This window comes from Pseudomonas sp. UC 17F4 (genome assembly GCF_900101695.1).
In the GTDB taxonomy this organism is placed as follows: Bacteria; Pseudomonadota; Gammaproteobacteria; order Pseudomonadales; family Pseudomonadaceae; genus Aquipseudomonas.
The window spans coordinates 872,121-896,450 of record NZ_FNKV01000001.1; the positions used below are offsets into that span (position 1 = coordinate 872,121).

The window sequence follows — 24,330 nt, forward strand, 5'->3', positions numbered from 1 at the left end:
GCCGCCGAAGCAGAGGCATCAGAGCCACGCCTAGATGGTTCGATTCCCGTATCGATGCGGACGGTCAGCGTGATCAGGACGATCCCGGCCCCTCTTGCCAGGAGCTTCCATGTCTCAACCCCGTGCCCGGATTGCCTCGCAACTCGGTATCGCCCTTGCCATCGTGCTTGCTGTGGTGATTACCGGTAGCACCCTGTTTGCCCTGCGTTCGCTGGACAACGCCAACCTGAATACCCGCCAGGAACACCTGGCCAGTGAAGCGCGCCTGCTCGCCGATCAGCTCGACACTTTCCACAGTACCCTGCGCGAAAGCACCCAGCGCCTCAGCGGGCTGTTCGAGAAGCGCTTTGCTGCCGGTTTGCAGCTGCATCCAGGGGAGTCGGTGACGGTTGCCGGGGTTTCCACGCCCGCGCTGTACCTGGGCGAGCAACTGCTCAACAACGACTTTCGCCAGGTGGATGATTTTCGCCAGATGACCGCAGGCGTTGCCACCTTGTTCGTGCGCAGCGGCGACGACTTCATTCGCATCAGCACCTCGCTGACGAAGCAGGACGGCAGCCGCGCCATTGGCACCCTGCTGGATCGCCAGCATCCGGCCTACGCGCGCTTGCTAGCCGGTCAAGCCTACGTTGGCCGGGCCAACCTGTTCGAGCGCGACTACATGACCCAGTACACCCCGGTGCGTGACGGCAGCGGGCGGGTGATTGCGGTGCTGTTTGTCGGTTTCGACTACACCGACGCGCAGAAGGCTCAGTTTGCCAACCTCGGACGTTTTCGTATCGGCCAGACCGGTTCACTGGCCTTGCTCGACGACAAGCAGCACTGGTTGGTGCCGCCAGCAGGTGTGCGTGCGGACAGTCAGGCGGCGCAGGCGCTTGCCGGGTTCACTGCGGGCGAAGGGCGTTTCTGGCATGACGGCGTCGAAGAGCTGTTCAGCGTGACCGTGGCGTTTGCCGGCGGGCCGTGGACGGTGGTGGCAAGCATGCCGAAGGCGGAAATCCGCGCAGTGACCTGGAGCGTCGGCACGCGCCTGGCCATCGGCAGTTTGCTGGCGATGTTGCTGGCGGTCGCCGCCACCCTGTGGCTGTTGCGCCGCCGTCTGCGCCCCTTGGCTGACCTCTTGCAGCAGGCGCAGGCCCTTGGCGCCGGTGACCTGCAGGCGCGCTTGCGGGTATCGAGCGATGACGAAATCGGCCAGTTGGCGCACAGTTTCAACCAGATGGGCGAAGCCCTGGCGAGCATGGTCGAGCATATTCGCGCAGCAGCGGAGCAAGTCAGCAGCCGCGCCCAGGCCTTGTCGGGCATGTCCTCCGGGGCCTGTGAGGGCATGGAGCAGCAGTCTGGCGAAATCACCAGCATGGCCGGCGCTGTCGAGCAGTTCAGCGCCACCTCGATGAACATCGCCGAGAACATGGGCAGCACCGAACGCATGGCCCAGGACAATGTCCAGCAAACCCGCATTGGCCGTGCCTCGATGGACCAGGCGTCATCGTCCCTGGAGCAGATCGCCAGCGCCCTGGCCGGCACCGCCACGGTGATCGACACCCTGGGCCTGCGCTCCGAAGAAATTGGCGGCATCGTCGGCGTGATCACCTCGATTGCCGAGCAGACCAACCTGCTGGCCTTGAACGCTGCCATCGAAGCGGCGCGGGCCGGTGAGCAGGGCCGGGGCTTTGCCGTGGTTGCCGACGAGGTGCGCAACCTGGCCTCGCGCACCCGTCAGGCCACCGATGAAATCTCGGCGATGATCGGCAGCATCCAGCAGGAAACCGGCAATGCCATCAGCACCATGGAGCAGGGCAACCGCCTGATGCAGGAAGGCCTGGAGCGCAATGCCAAGGTTGCCGCAGCGCTGGCGCAGATCGATGAGCGCAGCCGCTCGGCGGGGGAGCAGTTTGCCGCCATTACCACCGCTACCCAGGAGCAGAGCAGCACGGCGAACGTGCTCAGCCGCAACCTGCAGAGCATTGCCCTGGCCAACAGCGAGCAGCATGAGGTGGCGACTAACCTGGCGGCTACCGCGCGTGAGCTTGAGGGGTTGGCGGGGCAGTTGCGGCAGGAAGTGGACAGGTTTCGGGTTGGGCGGTGACGCCATCGCGGGTCAAGTCGAGGCGTCGCACCGCCGCTCCCACAGACTTTGTAGGAGCGGGCTTGATCCGCGATGAGGCCCTCAAAGCCCAGGCATATCCAGCGTCTGCGCACAGGCCATCAGCGAGCGCCGCTCACTCTCGGCATACAACGCCAACTCATCCTGTACCGGCTTGCCCAGCGCCTGTTCGAAGGCGTCGCGGTTGGCGTTGCTGCCGTACTCGCTCTGCGCATCATCACCCAGATTCGACTGGAAGATTCCCGCCGCACTGACCGGCAGAAAGTCCTCGTACACCAGGGCCTCAAAGTGGATATGCCCGGCATCGATCAACGCCTGCAGTGACGTCGGCCGCTGAGCATCGCCGCGGGCTGCCAGGCCACGCTCGGTGGCAAAGTAGCGGAAGTACGCCAGCCCCTGCTCGCGCATCTGCGCCAGGTCATCGGGGAAGGCCTTGAAGCTGTCGCTGAGCAGGCTCATATAGCGTTCGGCATTGGCCTCGGCCGGCACACCACCTAGTGCCGCGCGGGCGCCATCGAGCAGTTGGTCGTAAAGCTCGCGGCCCTTCGGCGTCAACGCCGCACCCCGTTGTTCGATCTCGCCAAAGCGCGCGGTATGGCTGCCGCTGCCTTCCCCGTGCTGGTCAGTGAACGCGACCTTTTCCTGCAGCGCCTTGAAGCTGGTCTGACGCAGCAGTATCGGGCAGCGGCGCGGTGGCGGCCCTTCGATCACGGCTTTGGGCGGAATGCCCTTGGCCGGCATGCCCAGCTGAATGGCATCGATGTCCAGGGTGCGTGGGGTCAGGTGATTGATGTGCGGGCCCTTGAAGGCCACCACATCGGCAATCAGGCGGTGCTGGTCGTGCAGTTGCTGGTACTGCTCGGCGGTCACCGTGGCGTCCCGGTGCCAGCGGAAGGTATGCAGGGCTTCGTCGACAAACGCCTGGGCATCGTCGGCATTCAGGCCGCCAGCACGCTCGAACTGTTCGATCAGTTGCAGCGCGCGCGCAGTGAAGATCTGCCGCCGGGCAAGAATCTCGCGCGCCAGTTCACGCAGCGCCGGGTTGTCGATCAGTTCCAGGCGCAGCAAGGAGGTGAAGACCCGGAACGGGCTGATGTGCAGCGCTTGCTCGTGCACGGCGCGAAAGGCGGTGGAATGCACCGGTACACCGGCGCAGCTCAAGTCGTAGTAGCCCACCGGCTGCATGCCCATTACCGCGAACAGGCGGCCGATGGTCGCCAGCTCTTCGGCGGTTCCGACGCGAATGGCGCCGTGGCGTTCCTGATCGAGGCGCTCGATTTCGCCGGTCCAGCGCAGGGCCTGGGCAACTTCGGGTTGCTCAGCCATCACCTGCTGATTGATTTCGCTCACCAGCGACAGCAGCGTGCCGTACAGCGGCACTTCTTGCTTGTACATGAGCGACATGGCGGCCGAGAACTGCGCGCGAATGCTGTCCGGGCTGACGAAATCTTGAGCGGGCATCGAAAGCTTCCTGGTAAGTGGGCACCCTTACATGAAAGCGAGGAATGCAGTACCTGCACAAGCGAAAAAAAGTCGATGCGTCATTCCAAAAATTATCAATCTTGCCGGGCGAGCTCAGCGCGAATCCAGTCGACCAAGGCGCGCACCTTCGGCACTTCGGCGGCATGCTCGGAAAACGCCAGGAAATGCGCGCCATTGCTACGCATGCTGTGCTGCCAGGGCACGACCAGTTTGCCCTCGGCCAGCTCCTGGGCCACCAGGTAGCGCGGCACCAGGGCCACGCCGCAGCCGGACTGGGCAGCACTGAGGCTCATATAGAAGGTGTCGAAGCGCGGCCCGTGATAGCTGTGGGCCGAGTGCAGGCCTTGCTCCAGGAACCACTCATGCCAGGCCTCCGGGCGCGAGGTGCTTTGCAGCAGCACCAGTTCGGCCAGTTCGCTGGCGTCCTTGAGCGTGCGCCCCTGCAACAGCTCTGGCGCACACACCGGCAGCACTTCTTCACCGAACAGCTCGATGCAGGTCGCGCCAGGCCAGGTGCCCTGGCCAAAGAAGAACACCACGTCGGCGGTCGCCTGCAACAGGGCGAAGGGTTCCATTTCGTTGCGGATGTCGAGGTGGATGTTCGGGTGCTGCTTGCCGAAGCCCTTGAGGTGCGGAATCAGCCAGCGCACGCCAAAGCTCGGCTGAGTGGCTACCTTGAGGACTTCGGTCTGCTCGCCGTAGGACATGATGTAACGGCTGGACATATCGACCTGAGTGAGAATCTTGTTGACCTCGGCCAGGTACAGCGCGCCTGCTGGTGTCAGCTGCAGGCGCCGGCGGATGCGCAGAAACAAATGATGGCGGAGCATCTCTTCAAGCTGGGCCACCTGCTTGCTCACTGCGCTCTGGGTCAGGTGCAGCTCCTCGGCGGCGCGGGTGAAGCTCAGGTGCCGGGCGGCAGCTTCGAAACACTGCAGGGCGGCCATCGATGGCACCAGACGTTTGGACATAGCGGTCTCTAAGCCAGTAGATCATTACCTGGCGGAATGATATGCAGAATAAAGGTCGTTTGTTGCGCCAGAGTGATCGGATTAATACTGATCCCTATCACTATTTCAACCACTCATCGCATGCAGGAGAAGAAAATGGTTGATGGACTGCTTGACCGCCTCGGTGTCCCGGCCACTGCCTACACCCACGGTAACCATCCCGTTCACACCCCTATCGATGGCAGCGCGATTGCCGCGGTGCACCTGGAAAGCAAAGCCCAGGTAACCGCCAAGATCGATCAGGCCGAAAAAGCCTTCCAGGCCTGGCGCAACGTCCCGGCCCCACGCCGCGGTGAGTTGATCCGCCTGTTCGGCGAAGTATTGCGCAAGTACAAGGCCGAGCTCGGCGAGCTGGTGTCGATCGAAGCCGGCAAGATCACCCAGGAAGGCCTGGGCGAAGTGCAGGAAATGATCGACATCTGCGACTTCGCCGTCGGCCTGTCGCGTCAGCTCTATGGCCTGACTATCGCCTCCGAGCGCCCGGGCCACCATATGCGCGAAACCTGGCACCCGTTGGGCGTGGTTGGAGTGATCAGCGCCTTCAACTTCCCCGTCGCGGTCTGGGCCTGGAACACCACCCTGGCATTGGTGTGCGGCAACGCCGTGGTCTGGAAGCCGTCGGAGAAAACCCCGCTGACCGCGCTGGCCTGCCAGGCGCTGTTCGAAAAAGCCCTGAAAGCCTTTGGTGATGCGCCAGAAGGCCTGAGCCAGTTGATCATCGGTGATCGTGAGGCCGGCGAAGCGCTGGTCGACGATCCGCGCGTGCCGCTGGTCAGCGCCACCGGCAGCACCCGCATGGGCCGTGAAGTCGGCCCGCGGGTGGCTGCACGTTTCGGCCGCAGCATCCTCGAACTCGGTGGCAACAACGCGATGATTCTTGCACCGAGTGCCGACCTGGATCTGGCCGTGCGCGGCATCCTCTTCAGCGCCGTCGGTACTGCTGGCCAGCGCTGCACCACCTTGCGCCGGCTGATCGTCCATCGCTCGATCAAGGACGAAGTGGTTGCCCGGGTCAAAGCCGCCTACGCCAAGGTTCGTATCGGCGACCCGCGCAAGGACAACCTGGTCGGCCCGCTGATCGACAAGGCTTCGTTCGAAGGCATGCAGGACGCTTTGGCGCGCGCCCGCGATGAAGGCGGCCAGGTGTTTGGCGGTGAGCGGCAGATTCAGGACCAGTACCCGAATGCCTACTACGTGGCCCCGGCGATCGTCGAGATGCCTGGCCAGAGCGCCGTGGTTCGTCATGAAACCTTTGCACCGATCCTCTACGTGCTGGCCTACGACGAGTTCGAAGAAGCCCTGCGCCTGAACAACGAAGTGCCGCAAGGTTTGTCGTCGTGCATCTTCACCACCGACTTGCGCGAAGCTGAACGCTTCCAGAGCGCCGCGGGCAGTGACTGCGGGATTGCCAACGTCAACATCGGCACCAGCGGTGCGGAGATTGGCGGCGCCTTTGGCGGTGAGAAGGAAACCGGCGGTGGCCGTGAGTCGGGCTCGGATTCGTGGAAGGCCTACATGCGCCGGCAGACCAATACCGTGAACTATTCCCGTGAGCTGCCGTTGGCGCAGGGGATCGTGTTCGACTGACGGGCCCTATCGCGGGGCAAGCCCGCTCCCACAGGGGAGGTGATCTCTGTGGGAGCGGGCTTGCCCCGCGATCAGAACACCACTGTACAAGAATAAAACAGGAAGCCGGCCATGCCAGAACTGCGTCAACAATGCCTCTGGGAGCACGTCACCCAGCCCGCCGCGCCGTCCCGTGTGCTGAGCGCCGAACTCAAGGCCGATGTGTGCATCATCGGCGGCGGCATCACTGGCCTGTCGGCAGCCATCCACCTGCTTGAGCAGGGCAAGTCAGTCATCCTGCTCGAAGCCTGGAAAATCGGCCACGGAGGTTCCGGGCGCAACGTTGGCCTGGTCAACGCCGGCACCTGGATTCGCCCGGACGACGTCGAAGCGACCCTGGGCCAGAAGCAAGGCAGCCGCCTGAACAAGGTGCTGGGCGAAGCGCCGGGCGAGGTGTTCGCCACCATCGAACGCCTGGGTATCGACTGCCAGGCGCACAACAGCGGCACCCTGCACATGGCCCACAACGCCACCGGCGTTGCCGACCTCGAAGCCCGTCACCAGCAATGGAGCAGTCGCGGTGCCGATGTCGAACTGCTGACCGGGGCAAAGTGCGAAGAATATTGCGGTACTGACAAGATTTCCGCCGCGCTGCTCGATCGCCGCGCCGGCACCATCAACCCCATGGGTTATACCCAGGGCCTGGCCGCTGCGGTCGAGCGCCTGGGCGGGCAGATCTTCCAGCAGTCCGCCGTGCAAGGCCTGGAGCGTGAAGGCAGCAATTGGCGAGTGAAAACCGCCCAGGGTTCGGTCAGTGCCGACAAGGTGGTGATCTCCACCGGCGCCTACACCGAGGGCGACTGGACCAACCTGCAACGCCAGTTCTTCCGCGGTTACTACTACCAGGTCGCTTCGGTACCGCTGCAAGGCGCCGCTGCCGACAACGTGCTCAAGCACGGCCAGGGTTCATGGGATACGCGCACGGTGCTCAGCAGCATCCGTCGCGATGATCAAGGGCGGCTGTTGCTCGGCAGCCTTGGACGGGTCGACAACAAGCCGGCCTGGTTCATCCGCAGCTGGGCCGATCGCATCCAGAACCATTACTTCCCGCAACTGGGCAAAGTCGAGTGGGAAATGCATTGGACCGGTTGCATCGACTTCACCCCGGACCACCTGATGCGCCTGTTCGAGCCAGCGCCGGGCATCGTCGCCGTTACCGGCTACAACGGCCGTGGCAACACCACCGGCACAGTGATCGGCAAAGCCTTCGCCCAGTACCTGTTGTGCGATAACCCGGATGCCTTGCCGATTCCGTTCTCGGCAATGAAACCGGTGTCGGCGCCGGCGCTGCGGACCGGCTTCTACGAAACCGGGTTCTCGCTGTATCACGCCGGGCAGTGCTTGCGCGTGGTGCTCTGACCGCTACTTGTGCAGCCAGCTGAGAAAGCCGCCTTTCTTGATGGCTGCAGGTTTTTGCTCGAGCAGTGACTGGCGGGTTTGCTGGCGGATGCGTTGCAACTTGATCAGAGCGGTCTTGACCTCGGTGCGTTGTTCCAGGCAGCTGCGTACTTCGTCCTTGTCGATACGGTAGAGGATGCAGCTGGTCAGGGTGCGGAACTCGGCAGTGGAGTCTTCCGCTTCGAGCAGGCCTTCCACCCCCAGCACCTCACCCGGGCCCATGCGCCCGGCTTCGAGCTGCTTGTCACCATCACTAACACCCACCGACACTACCCCGGTGCCAATCACCAGCAGGTAGTCCGAGCTGTCGCCGACGCCGAGGATCACCTGGTCGGCCAGGTATTCCACAGCGGTCATGCGCTGGCTGAGGTTGTCTTTTTCCTCGTTGCTGAGCGAACGGAAGATGCGCACGTCTTCGAGCAGGGCGCGCTGACGGTTCCACACCTGGCCTTGCTGGGAGTCGCTGTTCCACACTACGCCGGCGGCTTCCAGGTGCCGGTGGGCGAGGTCGAACATATGGTTACGCACCTCGGTCTTCTGGCTCATGGCACTGACAAAACCGCTGGCCTCGTACTCCACCGATTCCAGGCTCGAACTCTTGATCGTGGCTTTCGGTGCCGGGCTGGTCAGCAAGGTACGTGTGCCTTGCAGGGTTTTTTCCAGGGCATCGAGCACCCGTCGCGGGCGTACCTTGGCCGGCACCACGACGCTGATGGAGACGCCATGCACATCGCTGGGCTGGCTGAAATTAAGCAGCTTGGCCTTGGCCGCCACCGAGTTGGGAATCACCGCCATGCTGCCGTTGCCAGTCAGCAAGCGGGTGGCGCGCCAGTCGATCTCGATGACCTTGCCTTCGGTGCCGTCGATGCTGATCGAGTCGCCGATCTGATAGGGGCGGGTGGTGTTCAGCACAATGCCGGAGAACACGTCGCTGAGCGTGCTCTGCAGCGCCAGGCCGATGACGATCGCCATCACCCCCGAGGTTGCCAGCAGGCCTTTGACCGGCAACTGCAACACATAGGCCGCCGCAGCCACAATGGCCACCAGGAAAATCACCGCCCCCAGCACATCCTGCAGCAAGCGCCCGGTGTGGCCGCTACGGGCCACCAGCACCAAGCCAATCACCACCGTCGCGGTACGCGCCGCAAACAGCCACCAGGCAATCCCCAGCACCGTAGCGAGCAGATTACGCGGCACATCCTCGACCCAGGGCGCAGGTTGTAGCGGGCTGACCCCGGCGCTGATCAGCACCCAGGTGAACAGCGAAAACACCAGCAAACGCGCAGCGATGCGCCAGGGCCGGCGATTGACGGGTATCAGTTGCCAGAGCGTGAGGTCGAGCACGATCAGGGTAATGCCGAGCAACAGCGGGTAACTCTGGGCGAATGCGAACATACCGGTCTCGGTGCGGTGGGCTGTTGCCAAGTTAAGAGCAGAATGCGGGCAATTACTACTGGTTGCTCGGGCGATAGTGCAGCGCTTCAGCCAGGTGCCCGCGTCCGATGTTTTCAGCCTGTTCCAGGTCGGCCAGGGTGCGCGCCACCTTGAGCAGGCGATGGGCGGCGCGCAAGGACAGGGTCAGGCGTTCGCAGGCGCTTTCCAGCCAGCTCTGGTCGGCTGTGGATAACCCGCAGTAATGGCGCAGGCCGGGCAGGTCGAGGAAGGCGTTGGCACAGCCCTGGCGCTGTTGCTGGATGTCGCGGGCGGCGGCGACTTGCGCGGCAATGGTGGCGCTGCTTTCGCCGTGGCTGCTGTTGGTGGACAGTGCCGTGGCTTCGCGGGCGACGGTCAGGTGCAGGTCGATACGGTCGAGCAGGGGCCCGGAGAGTTTGTTGCGGTAGCGCTGGATCTGTTCGCTGCTGCAGCGACAGCGGCCGGTGGGGTCGCCAAGATATCCACAGGGGCAGGGGTTCATGGCGGCGACCAGCTGGAAGCGCGCTGGAAAGCGGATTTTGTCCTTGGCCCGGGCGATGACGATTTCGCCGGATTCCAGCGGTTCGCGCAGCACTTCCAGTACCCGCCGCTCGAACTCCGGCAGCTCATCGAGGAACAGCACGCCGTGATGGGCCAGGGTTATCTCTCCTGGTTGCGGTCGGCTGCCACCGCCGACCAGTGCAGCACCGGAGGCCGAGTGATGCGGATGGCGAAACGGCCGCTGCGGCCAACTGTTCAGCGGCACATGGCTGGCCACCGACTGTATCGCCGCCACCTCCAGCGCTTCGCGTTCATCCAGCGGTGGCAACAGGCCGGGCAGGCGGCTGGCGAGCAGGGTCTTGCCGGTGCCCGGTGGGCCGCTGAACAGCAGGTTGTGCGCACCGGCGGCGGCAACCAGCAGTGCGCGCTTGGCGGCTTGCTGGCCCTGTACTTCGTTGAGGTCGGGGTAGGGGCGGATCTGCAGCAACAGGCCGTTGGCAGCGTAGGGATTGAGCGGGCTCTGGCCGTTGAAGTGGGCGACCAGTTCCAGCAGGTGACTGACTGCAAACACTACCAGGCCCGATGCTAAACAGGCTTCTTCGGCATTCTCTTGCGGCACCACCAAGGCCCGGCCGGCTTCTCGTGCCGCCAAGGCAGCGGGCAGTACGCCTTGCACCGAGCGGATTGCCCCGGACAGCGCCAGTTCACCCAGGCATTCCACCTCGCCAAGCGCTGCAATCGGGAACTGGCCGTTGGCGGCAAGGATCCCCAGGGCGATGGCTAGGTCAAAGCGTCCGCCATCCTTGGGTAAATCCGCGGGTGCAAGGTTAAGGGTGATGCGCCGGGCGGGGAATTCCAGGCCGGAATTGAGGATCGCGCTGCGCACCCGATCCTTGCTTTCTTTCACGGTCGCTTCCGGCAGGCCAACCAGGGTCAGTGCCGGCAGACCATTGGCCAGATGCGCTTCAACACTGACCGCCGGGGCCGAAACACCGACCTGGGCACGGCTGTGGACAAGGGCGAGGGACATGAACGCTCCATGATCTAGACAAAGCCGCGTCCTGCGGCTCTGCAAGCGTAGTGGGGTGGAGCGGATCGGGGCGGGGAAGAGTGAGTCTGGTTTTTACAGGACCACTAGTGCGAGCGCTGCGCACTCGATCGCCGGCAAGCTGAACTGGCCTAATGATCCCGGACACCTCTTAAGGGCGATATGATTCGCCCAACCAGGAGGTTCCATGCAAGAACGAAAGACTTATACCCGCGAGTTCAAGCAACGTGCTGCAAGCATGGTTCTTGACGACAACTGCTCGGTTCCCGACGTCTGCGCATCAATGGACGTCGGCCCCACAGCTCTGCGCCGCTGGGTAGACCAGGTTCGTAAAGAGCGTCAGAAAGGGCAACCAGTGCCAGGCACCAAGGCAATTAGCGATGAGCAGCGGGAGCTCCAGCAGTTACGCGCCAAGATCAAGCGTTTAGAGACCGAGGCCGAAATCCTAAAAAAGGCTACCGCTCTCTTGATGTCGGATCCCGATCGTTTTTCCTGATCGAGGAGCTGAGAGAGTCAGGCTCGTATCCGACCAGCCAGCTTTGCAGCGCTCTGGGCGTTTCCCGCAGTGCGTTTTATGACTGGCTTGATCGCCGCTCGGTACCCAATACCGAGCGTGATGTGCTCAGGGCAAAGGTCGTGCAACTACATGCTGAAAGCAGGGGAAGTGCCGGTGCGAGAATGATTTCTCAGTATTTGAAGGCCCAGCAGCTAAAGGTTGGAAGGTATCTAGCTGGAAGACTTATGGCGGAGGCGAACCTGACCAGCAGGCAGCGCCGTCGCCACCAGTATCGCTCCAGAGGTGTAGAGGCATTTGTGGCCAAGAATGTCCTTGAACGTAACTTCCAGCCCACGGCAACCAATCAGGTGTGGTGCGGTGACGTAACCAGCCTGATGATTGGGAAGCGCTGGTATCACTTGGCCGTGGTCATTGACCTGTTCGCCCGTCGGGTCATTGGCTGGGCATTTTCTCTGATCAATGATGCCCATCTGGTCAGCAAGGCCTTGGGCATGGCGGTAGAAGTACGAGGCAAATATGCGGGCTTGATGTTTCATTCGGATCAAGGCTGCCAATACACCAGCCAACGCTTCCAATCCGAACTGCTTGAGCATGGCATAACCCAAAGCATGAGCCGCAGAGGCCAATGCTGGGACAACGCACCAACGGAGCGCTTATTTGGCACGCTCAAATCAGAATGGGTGCCCGCCAAGGGCTATGCAACGATCGAAGAAGCCAGACAGGATATGACCAGCTTCTTCTTGCGCTACAACCAAATCAGGCTCCATAGCTACAACAACTATCTGTCGCCAATAGCAATGGAGCGGTTGGCAGCTTGATCACCGTAATCGGTGTCCGGTAAAACTTGACCAGAACAAGCCCGCTCCGACAGGTTCAGCACTGTTCTCAGGCTTGTAGGAGCGGGCTTGACCCGCGATGAGGCCAGTACAGCCAGCCACGCCGAGCGTTATGTGCGACGCCTTGACCACTACCGCGTCGCTCAGGCGCGCACGTAAACCCAGGCCGTCAGACCAGAGGCCAGGGTCACCGCAACCCGCTTGTAGTCGGACACTTCATAGGCATCCGCCGCGGCAAGTTCGGCTTCGCTGATCTGCAAGACCATGCCGGGTACGCTGTCGTCGGCATTGCTGCTGGGGGTGACGATCGGGTGGTGGGTCTTGCCGCTGGTGGCCAGGACTTGCGGGTCGGTGATTTCCACCCAGGCCTGGCTGTAACCGAGCATCTGGTCCTCCTGGCCGACCAGTTCACGGCCGAAGTTGGCCAACTGCACAGCTTTGTCCTGCAGGGTGCCATAGGAGAACAACAGCACCGGGTACTCAGTAGAAGGCGTCATCGCAAGCTCACTCGGCAGCAGGCGGGTTCAGGCGTGCTTCCATTTCCGCGACCTTGGCTTCGAGCGCCTCAAGACGGGCGCGGGTGCGGGCCAGGACGACCATCTGGCTGTCGAATTCTTCCCGGCTGACCAGCTCGAGTTTGCTGAAGCCGCTTTGCAGCAGGGCTTTGAACTGGCTTTCGATTTCGCTGCGAGGCTGCGAGGTGTCGCCGCTGAACAGGCGCGAGGCCTGGTCGCTCAGGGCATCAAGAAAGGCTTTGGGCGCGAGCATGTTCGGCTGTCCACAGTATGCAATGGGGCGCCAGTGTAACACGCAGCCTCAGCGCCCCAATGCTGCACGCTTTTCGCGCATGGCGGCGAAACGCCGCGCACCGTTGTTGTGCAGCAAACCCGTGCTGGCGACTGGCCAAGTCGGGTTGTGCAACCTAAGTCCCTGTAATCCGGGGCTTTAACCATTCTGGCAAGGTTTCTGCTATGTCCTTCATGACCCATGCACTGATGCAGTCACCATGACGACGCGTTACAAAGCCAGGCACTGCGCTTAGACTTGAGTCGGGTTTGTTTTCCTGGGGCAAGTCCACCAATTCGGGAGAGAGTTTCATGAAGCTAGTCACTGCCATCATCAAGCCGTTCAAGTTGGACGACGTGCGCGAGTCGCTGTCCGAAATCGGCGTGCAGGGCATTACTGTCACTGAAGTCAAAGGTTTCGGCCGGCAGAAAGGTCACACCGAGCTGTATCGCGGCGCTGAGTATGTGGTCGATTTTCTGCCCAAGGTGAAGATCGACGTCGCCATCGACGACAAGGATCTGGACCGGGTCATCGAGGCGATCACCAAGGCGGCCAACACCGGCAAGATCGGTGACGGCAAGATTTTCGTGGTCAATCTGGAGCAGGCGATTCGCATCCGTACCGGCGAAACCGATACCGACGCGATCTAAAAAAAGCCTCACCAAACCCCAACGCCCCAGGAGATAACAATATGACTCTGCGTCAGTTCGCAGGGCTAGGAGCCCTTTTGTCCCTCGTAATGCCTGGCCTGGCCCTGGCAGAGGAGGCGGCAGCCCCCGTGCTCAACTCCGGCGACACCGCCTGGATGTTGACCGCTACAGCCCTGGTGCTGTTCATGACCATCCCTGGTCTGGCCCTGTTCTACGGCGGCATGGTGCGTTCCAAGAACGTGCTGTCGGTGATGATGCAGTGCTTTGCGATCACCGGCCTGATCAGCGTCCTGTGGGTGGTTTACGGCTACAGCCTGGCCTTCGATACCACCGGTATGGAGCAAGGTGTCGTCAACTTCAATTCCTTCGTTGGCGGTCTGTCCAAGGCGTTCCTCGCCGGCGTGACCCCGGCGAGCCTGACCTCTTCGGCGGCGCTGTTCCCTGAAGCGGTGTTCATCACCTTCCAGATGACCTTCGCGATCATCACCCCGGCGCTGATCGTCGGCGCCTTTGCCGAGCGCATGAAGTTCTCGGCGATGCTGATCTTCATGGCCATCTGGTTCACCCTGGTCTATGCGCCCATCGCCCACATGGTCTGGAGCGGTAACGGCGGCCTGATGTGGGATTGGGGCGTGCTCGATTTCGCTGGCGGCACCGTGGTGCACATCAACGCCGGTATTGCCGGCCTGGTGGCCTGCCTGGTACTGGGCAAGCGCAAGGGCTTCCCGACCATGCCAATGGCGCCGCACAACCTCGGCTATACGCTGATGGGCGCGGCCATGCTGTGGATTGGCTGGTTCGGCTTCAACGCAGGCTCCGCCGCTGCCGCCAACGGCACCGCCGGCATGGCCATGCTGGTGACCCAGATTGCTACCGCCGCAGCGGCCCTGGGCTGGATGTTCGCCGAGTGGCTGACCCACGGTAAGCCAAGCGCACTGGGCATCGCCTCGGGCGTGGTCGCAGGTCTTGTGGCCATCACCCCGGCTGCCGGCACTGTCGGGCCGATGGGCGCCCTGGTAATCGGCCTGGTGGCGGGCGTGATCTGCTACTTCTGCGCCACCAGCCTCAAGCGCAAGCTGGGTTACGACGACTCCCTGGATGCCTTCGGCGTGCACGGCATCGGCGGTATTGTCGGCGCGATCCTCACCGGCGTGTTCGCAGCCCCGGCACTGGGCGGCTTCGGCACCGTCGAAGACATCGGCGCGCAAGTCTGGATTCAGGCCAAGGGCGTCGGCTTTACCGTGATCTACACCGCGATCGTCACCTACGTGATTCTCAAGGTGCTGGATCTGGTCATGGGCCTGCGGGTCAACGAAGAAGAAGAGTCGGTCGGTCTCGACCTGGCGCAACACAACGAGCGCGGCTACAACCTGTAACGTCCTCGAAAAAATCTTGCCCGGCTTGCCGGGCATTTTTTTGTCCGGATTTTGTCACTTCTCTCAGGCGCAAACGGTTTCTTGCCGCGCTTAGATGGCTGCATGCGACGTGGGCAGAAAACTTACAGCGCTCAGTGAAATTTAGGCACTTTGCTTTTTCTCTGAGCACGCTAGAATGCGCGCCGAAGGGTGCTGACGAGCTGTCCGCAAACTTCCGTACCCTTTGCTAGGCTTGCCAATAAGCGAGTCGATCATGCCAGGGTATGTCGGCGCATTACCGCCGCCCGCTCTTTATTTGTACAGACCTCGCCCGTGACGTGGGGTTTGCCCGGTTCTCGCCATTCGTTGTGGCGCAACCACGGCCCGCAGCCTGCCTGCGGTCCTTGAATTTTTTCTGGCAGCTGTCGATTTTCGACGTTGCTGGTCTATAACTAATCTGCTTTTCGCAAGTCATGAGGTAGAACATGAGCGACGACGATCTGGAAAATGACGACCTCGAAGTAGGCGATGAAGACGAAGGCGATGAAGGCCTCGAAGCGGCAGCCGATGATGTGGCTGACGACAGCGGCGACGACAGCCCGGCTCCCGTAGCCAAAGGCAAGTCGAAGTCGGCGGCAGTCTCGGTAGAAGACATGCCGAGCATGGAAGCCAAGCAGAAGGAGCGTGATGCCCTGGCCAAGGCCATGGAAGAGTTTCTCTCCCGTGGTGGCAAGGTGCAGGAAGTGGAGGCCAACGTGGTCGCCGATCCGCCCAAGAAGCCGGACAACAAGTACGGTAGCCGCCCTATCTGAGTGGCCCCGTCAGCAAGAAAGCCCGCCGTCGCTGCGGGCTTTTTTGTGTCTGCGCTTCAGCGCCAGCTGTTGAGCAGTTCAGGCAGCTGCGACAGGCGCTGGATCTCCGCGTCAGGGCGGTTCTCGGCTTCCCAGGCCTTGCCCTGGGGGTTGAACCAGATCGCCCGCAGGCCGGCGCGCTGGGCCCCGGCAATGTCATCGCCGGGGTGATCGCCAATGTGCACCGCCGCAGTCGCCTCGACTTCGCCCTGGCGCAGGGCTTCGAGGAAGGGTTGCGGGTCGGGTTTGCCGATGCCTAGGTCTTCGGCGCACAGGGCAAATTTGAAGTAATCGGCCAGGCCCAGGCGGCGCACATCGGCGTTGCCATTGGTGACCACGCCCAGGGTGTAGTGGTGACGGAGGATCTCCAGCACCGGCTGCACCTCAGGGAAGATATCGATCTGGTGGCGGGCGTGGAGGAACACTTCAAAGCCTTCGTTGGCCAGCTCACGGGCCTTGTTCTCGCTGTAGCCGACCTCTTCCAGGGCATGGAACAGTACGCGCCGGCGCAGGGCGCTGATGCGGTGCTTGAGCCCGGGTTCTGCCTGCACCAGGCGCTCGCGAATGGCATACAGGTGCTCGACCGGAACCGCGCCCAGGGTTGGCGCATTGGCTGCCAGCCAGTCGCGCAGGGTGGTCTCGGCGCTGACGATCACTGGTGCGGTGTCCCACAGGGTGTCGTCGAGGTCGAAGGTGATCAGCTTGATGCTCATGAGTCACTGCCCTTACTGCGTTTGGCCCGGGGGTGGGCGCTGTCATACACGGCGGCCAGGTGCTGGAAGTCCAGGTGAGTGTAGATCTGCGTGGTGGCGATGTCGGCGTGGCCGAGCATCTCTTGCACGGCGCGCAGGTCCTGGGACGATTCCAGCAAGTGGCTGGCGAAGGAGTGTCGCAACATGTGCGGGTGCAGGTTCTGGCCCAGTTCGCGGGCGCCAGCGGCTTGCACCCGCAGTTGAATGGCCCGTGGGCCCAGGCGCCGGCCCTGCTGGCTGACGAACACCGCGCCGTCCTGCGGGCCGCTGCCAGCGCGCAGCACCAGCCATTGCTCCAGCGCCTCGCGGGCCTTGCGCCCGACCGGCAGCACGCGGGTCTTGCTGCCCTTGCCATGGACTTGCACCAGGCCGCCGGGCAGGTCGAGCTGCTCCAGGTTGAGGCTGGTCAACTCCGACAGGCGCAGGCCGGAGGAGTAGAACAGCTCGAGCATGGCCTGGTCGCGGCGGGCGAGAAATTCATCCTCGACCGCACCTTCCAGCAGTTGCAGGGCGCGATCGGTGTCGAGGGTCTTGGGCAGGCGCCGTTCGCCCTTGGGCGCTGACAGGCCGTTGGCCGGATCGTGGCTGCAGTGGCCTTCACGGTTGAGGTAACGGTAGAAACCGCGCACCGCTGAGAGCAGGCGGGCAAGGCTGCGCGAGGACTGGCCCTGGTGATGCTGGCGGGCGATCAGTTGGCGCAGGTGCTGGATCTGCAGGGCGTTCCAGCTGTCGATGCCGCCCTTGGCACAGAACGCCAGGACGCTTTCGAGGTCGCGTCGGTAGGCCAGCTGGGTGTGTTCGGACACCTGGCGCTCGTTGCGCAAGTGCGCGCAGAAGGCCTCCAGCTGGCGTTCCACTAGCGCACCGGACGCAGGGTCTGGGTATGGCGCGGGACGACCCGGCCGAGCACTTCGGCGATGTAGCTGAGGAACAGGGTACCGACCGTGCTCTTGTAATGCTGCGGGTCGCGACTACCGATCGCCAGTACGCCGTGCAGGCCCTGGTGGTTGAGGGTGGCGACGGCGCTGGAGCCGACTTCCTTGCGCTGCTCTTCGCCGAACAGGAAGTCCAGCTCATGATCGCGCAAGTTGCCGCTGACCGTCTTGCCGGCGCACAACAGGCCACCAATGGCTTGCTGGGCGTCGCCGCTGTTGACCCAGCGGCCGACCGGCGCGGCGGCTTCACCGAACAGAATCAGGCTGACGAAGGGCACCTTGAACTCCTGGCGCAGGCTGTCTTCGACAGCCATCACCACGCTTTCGAGGCTGTCAGCATCGAGCAGGTCGAGGATCAGCCGGCGGGTCTTGTCGAACAGCCGGTCGTTGTCGCGGGCCACGTCCATCAGTTGCGACAGGCGGTGACGCATCTCGATATTGCGGTCGCGCAGCAGCTTGAGCTGGCGCTCGACCAGCGACACGCTATCGCCACGCTGATGGGGAATGTGCAGCTCGCTGAGCAGTTCGTCGTGCTCGGCGAAGAACGTCGGGTTGTCGCGCAGGTAGGCAACCACGGCCTCAGCCCCGAGGGTGGGCGTCGAGCCCTCGGCGCTAAGGTCGGTGGGCTGTTCGGCGGGAGCCTGGGGCTGATCGGTCATGGCTGGTACTCACTCATAGACGAACCTGTCCTTCAAACACACGTACGGCGGGGCCGGTCATCAACACCGGTTTGCCCGGGCCTGCCCATTCGATGGACAGGCGCCCACCCGGCAGGTCGATCAACAGCGGTGAATCCATCCAGCCCTGGCTGATCGCCGCCACGGCAGCGGCGCAGGCACCGGTACCGCAGGCCTGGGTTTCGCCCGCGCCGCGTTCCCACACCCGCAGTTGCGCGCGGTGACGGTCGATGACCTGGATGAAACCGACATTGACCCGCTGCGGGAAGCGCGGGTGATGTTCGATCTGCGCGCCCAGCTCGTGCACTGGCGCGGCGTTGATGTCGTCGACGCGCAGCACGGCATGGGGGTTGCCCATCGACACGGCGAAGAGTTCGACGTTGCGCCCGGCAACCTCGAGCGGATAGCTCAGGGCCTGGGCCGGCGCGTCGAACGGGATCTCGGCCGGCACCAGCCGCGGCGGGCCCATGTCGACGCTGATCTGCCCGTCGTTGCGCACGTCCAGCTCGATGATGCCGCCTTTGGTTTCAACGCGGATGCGTTTTTTCGCAGTCAGGCGCTTGTCCAGCACGAAGCGCGCAAAGCAGCGCGCACCGTTGCCGCACTGTTCGACCTCGGAGCCGTCGGCGTTGAAGATCCGGTAGCGGAAATCCACTTCCGGATTGCTCGGCGCCTCGACGATCAGCAACTGGTCGAAACCGATGCCGGTGTGGCGGTCGCCCCATTGCTTGGCGTGCTTGGGTAAAATGTGCGCATGCTGGCTGACCAGGTCGAGGACCATGAAGTCGTTGCCCAGCCCATGCATCTTGGTAAAACGCAGCAGCATGGGTTTACTCCGGCAGCAGGCTTTCGCCGGCGAACAACTCGGCCACGGTTTCGCGACGACGCACTTCGAAGGCCTGGTCACCATCGACCAGCACTTCGGCACAACGACCACGGGTGTTGTAGTTCGAGCTCATGACAAAACCATAGGCGCCCGCCGAGTGCACCGCCAGCAGGTCGCCTTCGGCCAGGTTCAGCTCGCGCTCCTTGGCGAGGAAGTCGCCGGTTTCGCAGATCGGCCCGACGATGTCGTAAACACGGCCTTCGCCGGCACGCGGCTGCACCGCCGTGACGTTCATCCAGGCCTGGTACAGGGCTGGGCGGATCAGGTCGTTCATCGCCGCATCGACGATGGCGAAATCCTTGTGCTCGGTGTGCTTGAGGTACTCGACCTGGGTCAGCAGCACGCCAGCGTTGGCGACGATATAGCGGCCCGGCTCGAACACCAGGGCCAGGTCGCGGTCGCCGACGCGCTCGCGGATGGCCTTGATGTAGTCGCCGGCCAGCGGCGGCTCTTCGTCGCGATAACGCACACCGACGCCGCCACCCAGGTCCAGGTGACGCAGGAGGATGCCGCAGTCGCCGAGGCGGTCGATCAACGCCAGCAGGCGGTCGAGGGCATCGAGGAAGGGTTCCAGGGTGGTCAGCTGCGAGCCGATATGGCAGTCGACGCCGACCACTTCCAGGTTCGGCAGTTGCGCGGCGCGGATGTACACCTCTTCGGCATCGGCGATGGCGATACCGAACTTGTTTTCTTTCAGGCCCGTGGAGATGTACGGGTGGGTACCGGCATCGACGTCCGGGTTGACCCGCAGCGAAACCGGCGCGCGTACGCCCATTTCGGCGGCCACTACCTGCAGGCGCTCGAGCTCGTCGGTGGATTCGACGTTGAAGCAGTGCACGCCGACTTCCAGGGCGCGGCGCATGTCTTCGCGGGTTTTGCCGACGCCGGAGAACACCACGCGATCGGCACGCCCGCCCGCGGCCAGTACACGCTCCAGCTCACCGCCGGAAACGATGTCGAAACCTGCGCCCAGGCGGGCCAGCAGGTTCAGCACAGCGAGGTTGGAGTTGGCCTTGACGGCGAAGCACACCAGGTGCGAAACACCCTCCAGAGCATCGGCGTAGCTACGGTACTGGGCCTCGATGTGGGCGCGCGAGTAGACGTAGGTCGGCGTGCCGAAACGTTCGGCGATGGCCGACAGGGCCACGCCTTCCGCGAACAGCTGACCGTCGCGGTAGTTGAAAGCGTCCATGGGTTACCCTTACTGGTGCTTGTGCGATTGCGACTTTTTACCGTCTTTGCTGTCGTCTGGCAGGTACAGCGGGCCCTTCTGGCCGCAGGCGGAAACGAGGCAGGCAACCGCGACGAGCGCCGCGAGGGTGGAGATCAGGCGCTTCATGGCGTAATCCTTTGTAATAAGCAGTATTGCGCCCGAGTATACCGAGCGCCCGGCCCCTTGCCTATGCGGGCAACCCGCCGTCGGGCGGGGTGGTGGCTGCGCTGCCTGGCGCAGGTCGGTATCCTTTGCATTCGGCGCGCCGCGCTCGTATCTTGCCCGGCTTGCGTGTGTGCAGACATTTTTGAGGTTCTTGCAATGAGTTTGACCGAAGCGCGTTTTCACGACCTGGTCGACGCGACCCAACAGGCGCTGGAAGACCTGTTCGACGAGACTGACCTGGATCTGGACATGGAGAACTCGGCAGGGGTCCTGACCATCAAGTTCGACAACGGCAGCCAGCTGATCTTCAGTCGCCAGGAACCGCTGCGCCAGCTGTGGCTGGCCGACAAGTCCGGTGGTTTCCACTTCGACTACGACGAGCAGAACGGCAAGTGGACCTGTGAAAAGACCGAGGAGCTGCTGGGCGAGATGCTGGAGCGCATCGTCTGGGAGCGGGCGGGTGAAAAGCTCGATTTCGACGACATCTGATGAGCAGCGCAGCCAAGCCGGCCAAGCCGCTCTACAGTAACGTCAGCCCGGCAGTACCGTCGCCGTGCATCAGCACCTGCCGGCTGGATGAACACAAGGTCTGCATCGGTTGCTATCGCCATGTCGAGGACATTCGCCAGTGGCGCGCGGCCGATGACGAGCAGCGCCGGCAGATCTGCCGCGAGGCGCTGGCGCGTCGACAGCTGGCCGGGTTGGCATAGACCCTGCGGGTATTGTGTATTTACTTGGCTGTGGTAGTGTCGAACCTGTTTCGGCTGTGCCGAATTCCTGCAAACCCCGCCCTTGGGCGGGGTTTTGCTTTATATCGCCCAAAAAAAGGAGTCTGACCGGATCATGAGCACCCACCCTTCCATTATCGTCACCCGCTTGGACGTGCAGCGTCTCGAGCGTCTGATCGACAGCCTCGATGAGAAGACGCAGGACTCGCCGGGTGTGCTCGCCTTGCAGGACGAGCTCGACCGCGCCGAACAGGTCGGTCACGAGGAAGTTCCGGCCGGTGTCGTGACCATGAACTCCCGGGTTCATTGCCGCGAAGAAGCCAGCGGCAAGGACTACCACCTGACCCTGGTCTACCCGAAAGACGCCAACGCCGACGAAGGCAAGATCTCCATCCTCGCGCCGATCGGCAGCGCGCTGCTGGGCTTGTCGGTAGGCGAGCAGATCGACTGGCCGGCCCCGGGCGGCAAGACCCTCAAGCTCAAACTGCTTGAAGTCGAATACCAGCCAGAAGCGGCTGGTGACTTCGACCTCTGAGCCTCAAGCCTGCGCCAGGGCCTCGTTGAGCGCCCGCTCCAGTTCGCCCTTGTAGCGCAGGTAGAGAATGCTCGAGCCCAGGCCATCGGCCAGCAGGCCCGACAAGTCCAGGTCGGTGATGTAGCAGCGGTAGCGCTCAGCCTCGCGGCGCTGCTCGATGATCTCGCGGGCGACCACCGCATACAGCTGGTCGCCATGCTCGAGCTGGGAAAACTCCCGCTGATTGCAGTACAGCGTGACTTGCACGTCATCGCTGGCGCCGGCCTGCAGAATCGCCTGCACTTCGTAGTAGGGCCGGTCGATGGCCTTGACCTCGACCTGGCGCGCTTCTACCTGGCGAACCTTGCCAGTGCCTGATGGCAACAATTGGTAATAAAGAATATCCAGTGAACCCTGGGCCTGCAGGCTGTCCAGTGGCAGGCGCGCATCGCGGCGAAACACGATCGATTGCAAGAAGCGCTGCAGCGGCAGCAACAGGCTGTTTTCATCGTGAAACGGCAAGCGCTGCTGCCACAGGGCATTGTGCTCATCGAGTACGTAGACATCCGCCCAGGTGTCCTGCAGCCGATAGAACAGCTGGATGCACTGCGGCTGGCCCAGCGGCAGCAGTTGCGCCAGGTCGAGCTCCTGCAGGGCATTGGCGTCCAGGTGCAGGGGGCTGTAGTCACTGCGTTCTTCACCGAGGTAGCGCAGCACCGCGTCCGGATCGTCGAGGGTCACCAGGTTTACCGCGCCGCGTTGCAGTTCCAGTACATGGGTGTGCTGCTCGACTTGCAACAAGTAGCGCTGGTTGAGGTTCTGCGCCAGCAGCGCCTGAGTGCTGGCGAACACTTCCTCGACCCGCAGGGCGATGGCCTGGGCGCGGTTGTGGCAGAAGCAGCGGACCCGCAGCCTGGGCGTGTGGCCGGCGCCCAGGCTGTTGAGGTAATCACGCAGGCAACGCAGCAGGGCATGTTCGCCGTCGTAGCGGTGCACCTGCACTTCGTTCCAGCTGTTGAGGGTGACCTGGTCGAGGGTCAGCACCAGGTTTTCGCGCACCCCGGCGTAGCTCAGCGAGTCAGTGCGCTCGGTGGTCATCAGGATGTTCAGGTCGCGGTGGTGCTGTAGCGGGTCGATGCCGACATTGACCAGCAGCAGGATCTCGTCCACCACGCTCGGTTGCAGCAGGCGCTGTTCGCTGACCACCGTCAGGGGCAGGGCGACGCTCTGTTGCAGGCTGCCGAGCAGGTTGAACAGCTCATACTCGCTCAGGTCGCTGCTGCCCGGGTGCAGGGCCAGGCGCGTGCTGCTGTCGATCACACCGTTGCGGTGCGCCCAGGTCAGCAGTTCGAGCAGTTCGCGGCAGCGTTTGATCGGCGCGAAGTGCTCCCACTCGTGCACGCCGAGGTTGCCGTTGTACAGGCCCCAGTGGGTCTGCCCGGGCTCTTTGCGGTTGGGTGACTGCACCAGGGTCAGGGTGTCTTCGGCGAGGTCCGGGGCGATGCCCGGGTTGATGAACTCAACCTTGCCGGCGCGCCGTTCAAAGGCGGCGTACAGGCGCCGGCCGAGCACGCTGAGATCGCGCTGGTCGATGCGGCTGGTGGCGTTCTGGCTGCGGGCAAACTGGCAGAGGAAGCGGTAGCTGTAGTTCAGCTCGGCTACCAGCTCCCGGCGCTCGACCGCCACCTGGCGGACTTTCCATTGGCTGCGGTTGTCGAGCAGCGCCAGCTGGCGTTGATCCCAGCTCCATTCCTGGCTCAGGCGCTGCAGCAGGTCCCGCTGCCAGCTGGCACTGCGCTGGCGGGCCAGGCCGCTGAGCTTCTTGTTGACCTTCAGGTACAGGCTGCGCCGCACCAGCTCCAGCCGCTCGCGTTCGCCGCGGCCTTGCAGGTACTGCTCGATACGCCGGTAGACCATCATGTAGGGGTCGAGCTCGTCGAGGTCGAGGCGATTGCTGAACACCGCCTGCTTGAACTGCAGGCTCAGGCACTGCACCTGCGGGTGTTCACTGGCGTAGACCTCGGTAAGCAGCAGCTTGAGCACCGACTTGTAGGGCGATTCAATGCCCTTGAACAGTTGCCAGAGCCCGGCGCCGACGAATTCGCCCGGAGGGATGTGCGCCAGGTGGCCGAGGTCGAGGTGGTCTTCAGCACGCACGAAACGCTTGGACAGCAGGGTCTGGATGTATTGCCGGTAGCGTGGTTCTTCATAGACCGGCACCAGCCACCACAAGGGTGTGCGCCCGGCCAGCCAGATGGCGGTGCGGTAGAATTCGTCGAGCAGCAGGTAATGCTGGGTGGTGCCGCAGTCGTCGGAGCTGAGCTGGCCGTCGCGTTCGCCCTGGACGAAGCCTTGCGGCTCGATCAAGAACAGGTGGGCTTCGGCGCCCTGGCTGGCGGCCCAGATTTCCAGCAGCAGGCATTTCTTGCGCAACTCCGCCAGGTCGCTTTCGCTCAGGTCGGCGGCGTGACAGACCCAGACGTCCATGTCGCTCTGCTCGGCCTGGGCCAGGGTGCCCAGGCTGCCCATCAGGAACAGCCCGTGAATCGGCTGGGGCGGGTTGCCGCGCCGGGCCTTGTACGAAAATGAGCGGGTCAGGCGCTGGGCTTCGGCCAGCAGTTGCGCATCAGGCTCGAAGTTGGCGACCCCCGCTGGCGTCGTGCCGGAGACATAACCGGGCAACAGTGGGTGATTGACGTGAAAAAACAGCGGCAGCAGGGTCAAGACCTGCTGCTGGCGGCTCGACAGCCCGTCCATGGCCCGCCCCAGGCGCCCCTGGTTGAGCTTCAGGAAGCGTTGGCGCAGCTGGCTGAGCACCTTGCGGTCAATGCCCTGGTCGAGGTCGGGGCGAATTTCGTGGGGGTGGTTCATGGCGAGCTG

At 63.2% G+C, this 24,330-nt stretch carries 24 protein-coding genes; 11 read left to right on the forward strand and 13 right to left on the reverse strand.

Annotation, left to right across the window (positions count from 1 at the left end):
* Nucleotides 1-109: 109 nt before the first annotated feature.
* Complete coding sequence (locus BLR26_RS03935) at nucleotides 110-2,089, forward strand: methyl-accepting chemotaxis protein (protein ID WP_093378075.1); 1,980 nt, start codon at nucleotides 110-112, stop codon at nucleotides 2,087-2,089.
* Nucleotides 2,090-2,170: 81 nt separating this feature from the next.
* Here BLR26_RS03935 and BLR26_RS03940 read toward each other — a convergent pair whose 3' ends face one another.
* Both BLR26_RS03940 and BLR26_RS03945 read right to left on the reverse strand, forming a co-directional pair.
* Entirely contained in the window at nucleotides 2,171-3,568 is a 1,398-nt protein-coding gene (locus BLR26_RS03940; protein ID WP_093378080.1) for a 2-oxoadipate dioxygenase/decarboxylase HglS, read from the reverse strand.
* 95 nt (nucleotides 3,569-3,663) lie between these two features.
* Nucleotides 3,664-4,560 (reverse strand): LysR family transcriptional regulator, encoded by an 897-nt coding sequence (locus tag BLR26_RS03945; RefSeq protein ID WP_093378085.1) that lies wholly within the window; start codon nucleotides 4,558-4,560, stop codon nucleotides 3,664-3,666.
* A 135-nt stretch (nucleotides 4,561-4,695) separates the two neighbouring features.
* Between BLR26_RS03945 and BLR26_RS03950 the strand changes: the two genes are divergently transcribed.
* Both BLR26_RS03950 and BLR26_RS03955 read left to right on the forward strand, forming a co-directional pair.
* On the forward strand, nucleotides 4,696-6,186 hold the full coding sequence (locus BLR26_RS03950) for an L-piperidine-6-carboxylate dehydrogenase (RefSeq protein WP_093378090.1): 1,491 nt from the start codon (nucleotides 4,696-4,698) through the stop codon (nucleotides 6,184-6,186).
* A gap of 111 nt (nucleotides 6,187-6,297) precedes the next feature.
* Nucleotides 6,298-7,584: an L-pipecolate oxidase gene (locus BLR26_RS03955; RefSeq protein ID WP_045200959.1), complete on the forward strand. Its 1,287-nt coding sequence runs from the start codon at nucleotides 6,298-6,300 to the stop codon at nucleotides 7,582-7,584.
* Between the two features lie 3 nt (nucleotides 7,585-7,587).
* On the opposite strand, the gene BLR26_RS03960 is transcribed toward BLR26_RS03955, so the two are convergent.
* Together BLR26_RS03960 and BLR26_RS03965 are read right to left on the reverse strand one after the other, a co-directional pair.
* Complete coding sequence (locus BLR26_RS03960; RefSeq protein WP_093378095.1) at nucleotides 7,588-9,018, reverse strand: mechanosensitive ion channel family protein; 1,431 nt, start codon at nucleotides 9,016-9,018, stop codon at nucleotides 7,588-7,590.
* Between the two features lie 55 nt (nucleotides 9,019-9,073).
* On the reverse strand, nucleotides 9,074-10,567 hold the full coding sequence (locus tag BLR26_RS03965; RefSeq protein WP_093378099.1) for a YifB family Mg chelatase-like AAA ATPase: 1,494 nt from the start codon (nucleotides 10,565-10,567) through the stop codon (nucleotides 9,074-9,076).
* A gap of 205 nt (nucleotides 10,568-10,772) precedes the next feature.
* Between BLR26_RS03965 and BLR26_RS27410 the strand changes: the two genes are divergently transcribed.
* Entirely contained in the window at nucleotides 10,773-11,081 is a 309-nt protein-coding gene (locus BLR26_RS27410) for a transposase (protein ID WP_256326695.1), read from the forward strand.
* 8 nt (nucleotides 11,082-11,089) lie between these two features.
* Nucleotides 11,090-11,920, forward strand: a complete 831-nt coding sequence (locus tag BLR26_RS03970) for an IS3 family transposase (RefSeq protein ID WP_256326767.1) — start codon at nucleotides 11,090-11,092, stop codon at nucleotides 11,918-11,920.
* A 161-nt stretch (nucleotides 11,921-12,081) separates the two neighbouring features.
* On the opposite strand, the gene BLR26_RS03975 is transcribed toward BLR26_RS03970, so the two are convergent.
* A complete protein-coding gene (locus BLR26_RS03975) occupies nucleotides 12,082-12,435 on the reverse strand; it encodes a gamma-glutamylcyclotransferase family protein (protein ID WP_093378104.1) in 354 nt (117 codons plus the stop codon).
* A gap of 7 nt (nucleotides 12,436-12,442) precedes the next feature.
* Nucleotides 12,443-12,706 carry an accessory factor UbiK family protein gene (locus BLR26_RS03980; protein WP_010221117.1) on the reverse strand — a complete coding sequence of 88 codons (264 nt, stop codon included), beginning with the start codon at nucleotides 12,704-12,706 and terminating at the stop codon, nucleotides 12,443-12,445.
* 329 nt (nucleotides 12,707-13,035) lie between these two features.
* On the opposite strand from BLR26_RS03980, the gene glnK reads away from it, so the two are divergent.
* The 3 genes from glnK (at nucleotide 13,036) to sutA (ending at nucleotide 15,541) form a co-directional block, all read left to right on the forward strand.
* Nucleotides 13,036-13,374 carry a P-II family nitrogen regulator gene (gene glnK / locus BLR26_RS03985; RefSeq protein ID WP_002555808.1) on the forward strand — a complete coding sequence of 113 codons (339 nt, stop codon included), beginning with the start codon at nucleotides 13,036-13,038 and terminating at the stop codon, nucleotides 13,372-13,374.
* Nucleotides 13,375-13,415: 41 nt separating this feature from the next.
* Nucleotides 13,416-14,750, forward strand: coding sequence for an ammonium transporter (locus tag BLR26_RS03990; RefSeq protein ID WP_093378108.1), 1,335 nt, complete (start codon nucleotides 13,416-13,418; stop codon nucleotides 14,748-14,750).
* 464 nt (nucleotides 14,751-15,214) lie between these two features.
* The gene (gene sutA, locus BLR26_RS03995) at nucleotides 15,215-15,541 is read left to right on the forward strand and encodes a transcriptional regulator SutA (RefSeq protein ID WP_093378113.1); all 327 of its coding nucleotides are present in this window, start codon (nucleotides 15,215-15,217) and stop codon (nucleotides 15,539-15,541) included.
* 56 nt (nucleotides 15,542-15,597) lie between these two features.
* Here the strand turns inward: sutA and BLR26_RS04000 are convergent, their stop codons facing one another.
* The 6 genes from BLR26_RS04000 to BLR26_RS04025 are packed head-to-tail and all read right to left on the reverse strand — an operon-like array spanning nucleotide 15,598 to nucleotide 20,169.
* Entirely contained in the window at nucleotides 15,598-16,293 is a 696-nt protein-coding gene (locus BLR26_RS04000; RefSeq protein WP_045200972.1) for an HAD family hydrolase, read from the reverse strand.
* Entirely contained in the window at nucleotides 16,290-17,189 is a 900-nt protein-coding gene (gene xerC / locus BLR26_RS04005; RefSeq protein ID WP_045200974.1) for a tyrosine recombinase XerC, read from the reverse strand. Before xerC ends, BLR26_RS04000 begins: the two co-directional genes overlap by 4 nt.
* Nucleotides 17,189-17,926: a DUF484 family protein gene (locus BLR26_RS04010; protein WP_093378118.1), complete on the reverse strand. Its 738-nt coding sequence runs from the start codon at nucleotides 17,924-17,926 to the stop codon at nucleotides 17,189-17,191. Before BLR26_RS04010 ends, xerC begins: the two co-directional genes overlap by 1 nt.
* Before the next feature lie 13 nt (nucleotides 17,927-17,939).
* Nucleotides 17,940-18,770 carry a diaminopimelate epimerase gene (gene dapF / locus BLR26_RS04015; protein ID WP_093378122.1) on the reverse strand — a complete coding sequence of 277 codons (831 nt, stop codon included), beginning with the start codon at nucleotides 18,768-18,770 and terminating at the stop codon, nucleotides 17,940-17,942.
* A gap of 4 nt (nucleotides 18,771-18,774) precedes the next feature.
* Nucleotides 18,775-20,022, reverse strand: coding sequence for a diaminopimelate decarboxylase (gene lysA / locus BLR26_RS04020; RefSeq protein ID WP_093378127.1), 1,248 nt, complete (start codon nucleotides 20,020-20,022; stop codon nucleotides 18,775-18,777).
* A gap of 9 nt (nucleotides 20,023-20,031) precedes the next feature.
* Nucleotides 20,032-20,169, reverse strand: a complete 138-nt coding sequence (locus BLR26_RS04025) for an LPS translocon maturation chaperone LptM (RefSeq protein ID WP_045200983.1) — start codon at nucleotides 20,167-20,169, stop codon at nucleotides 20,032-20,034.
* Between the two features lie 195 nt (nucleotides 20,170-20,364).
* On the opposite strand from BLR26_RS04025, the gene cyaY reads away from it, so the two are divergent.
* The 3 genes from cyaY (at nucleotide 20,365) to rnk (ending at nucleotide 21,471) form a co-directional block, all read left to right on the forward strand.
* The gene (gene cyaY / locus BLR26_RS04030; RefSeq protein WP_045200985.1) at nucleotides 20,365-20,697 is read left to right on the forward strand and encodes an iron donor protein CyaY; all 333 of its coding nucleotides are present in this window, start codon (nucleotides 20,365-20,367) and stop codon (nucleotides 20,695-20,697) included.
* Nucleotides 20,697-20,918 carry a DUF1289 domain-containing protein gene (locus tag BLR26_RS04035; protein WP_045200987.1) on the forward strand — a complete coding sequence of 74 codons (222 nt, stop codon included), beginning with the start codon at nucleotides 20,697-20,699 and terminating at the stop codon, nucleotides 20,916-20,918. The genes cyaY and BLR26_RS04035 overlap by 1 nt, the downstream gene beginning before the upstream one ends.
* Before the next feature lie 133 nt (nucleotides 20,919-21,051).
* Nucleotides 21,052-21,471 carry a nucleoside diphosphate kinase regulator gene (gene rnk / locus BLR26_RS04040; RefSeq protein ID WP_093378130.1) on the forward strand — a complete coding sequence of 140 codons (420 nt, stop codon included), beginning with the start codon at nucleotides 21,052-21,054 and terminating at the stop codon, nucleotides 21,469-21,471.
* A gap of 3 nt (nucleotides 21,472-21,474) precedes the next feature.
* Here rnk and BLR26_RS04045 read toward each other — a convergent pair whose 3' ends face one another.
* Entirely contained in the window at nucleotides 21,475-24,321 is a 2,847-nt protein-coding gene (locus BLR26_RS04045; RefSeq protein WP_093378134.1) for a class I adenylate cyclase, read from the reverse strand.
* Nucleotides 24,322-24,330 lie beyond the last annotated feature (9 nt).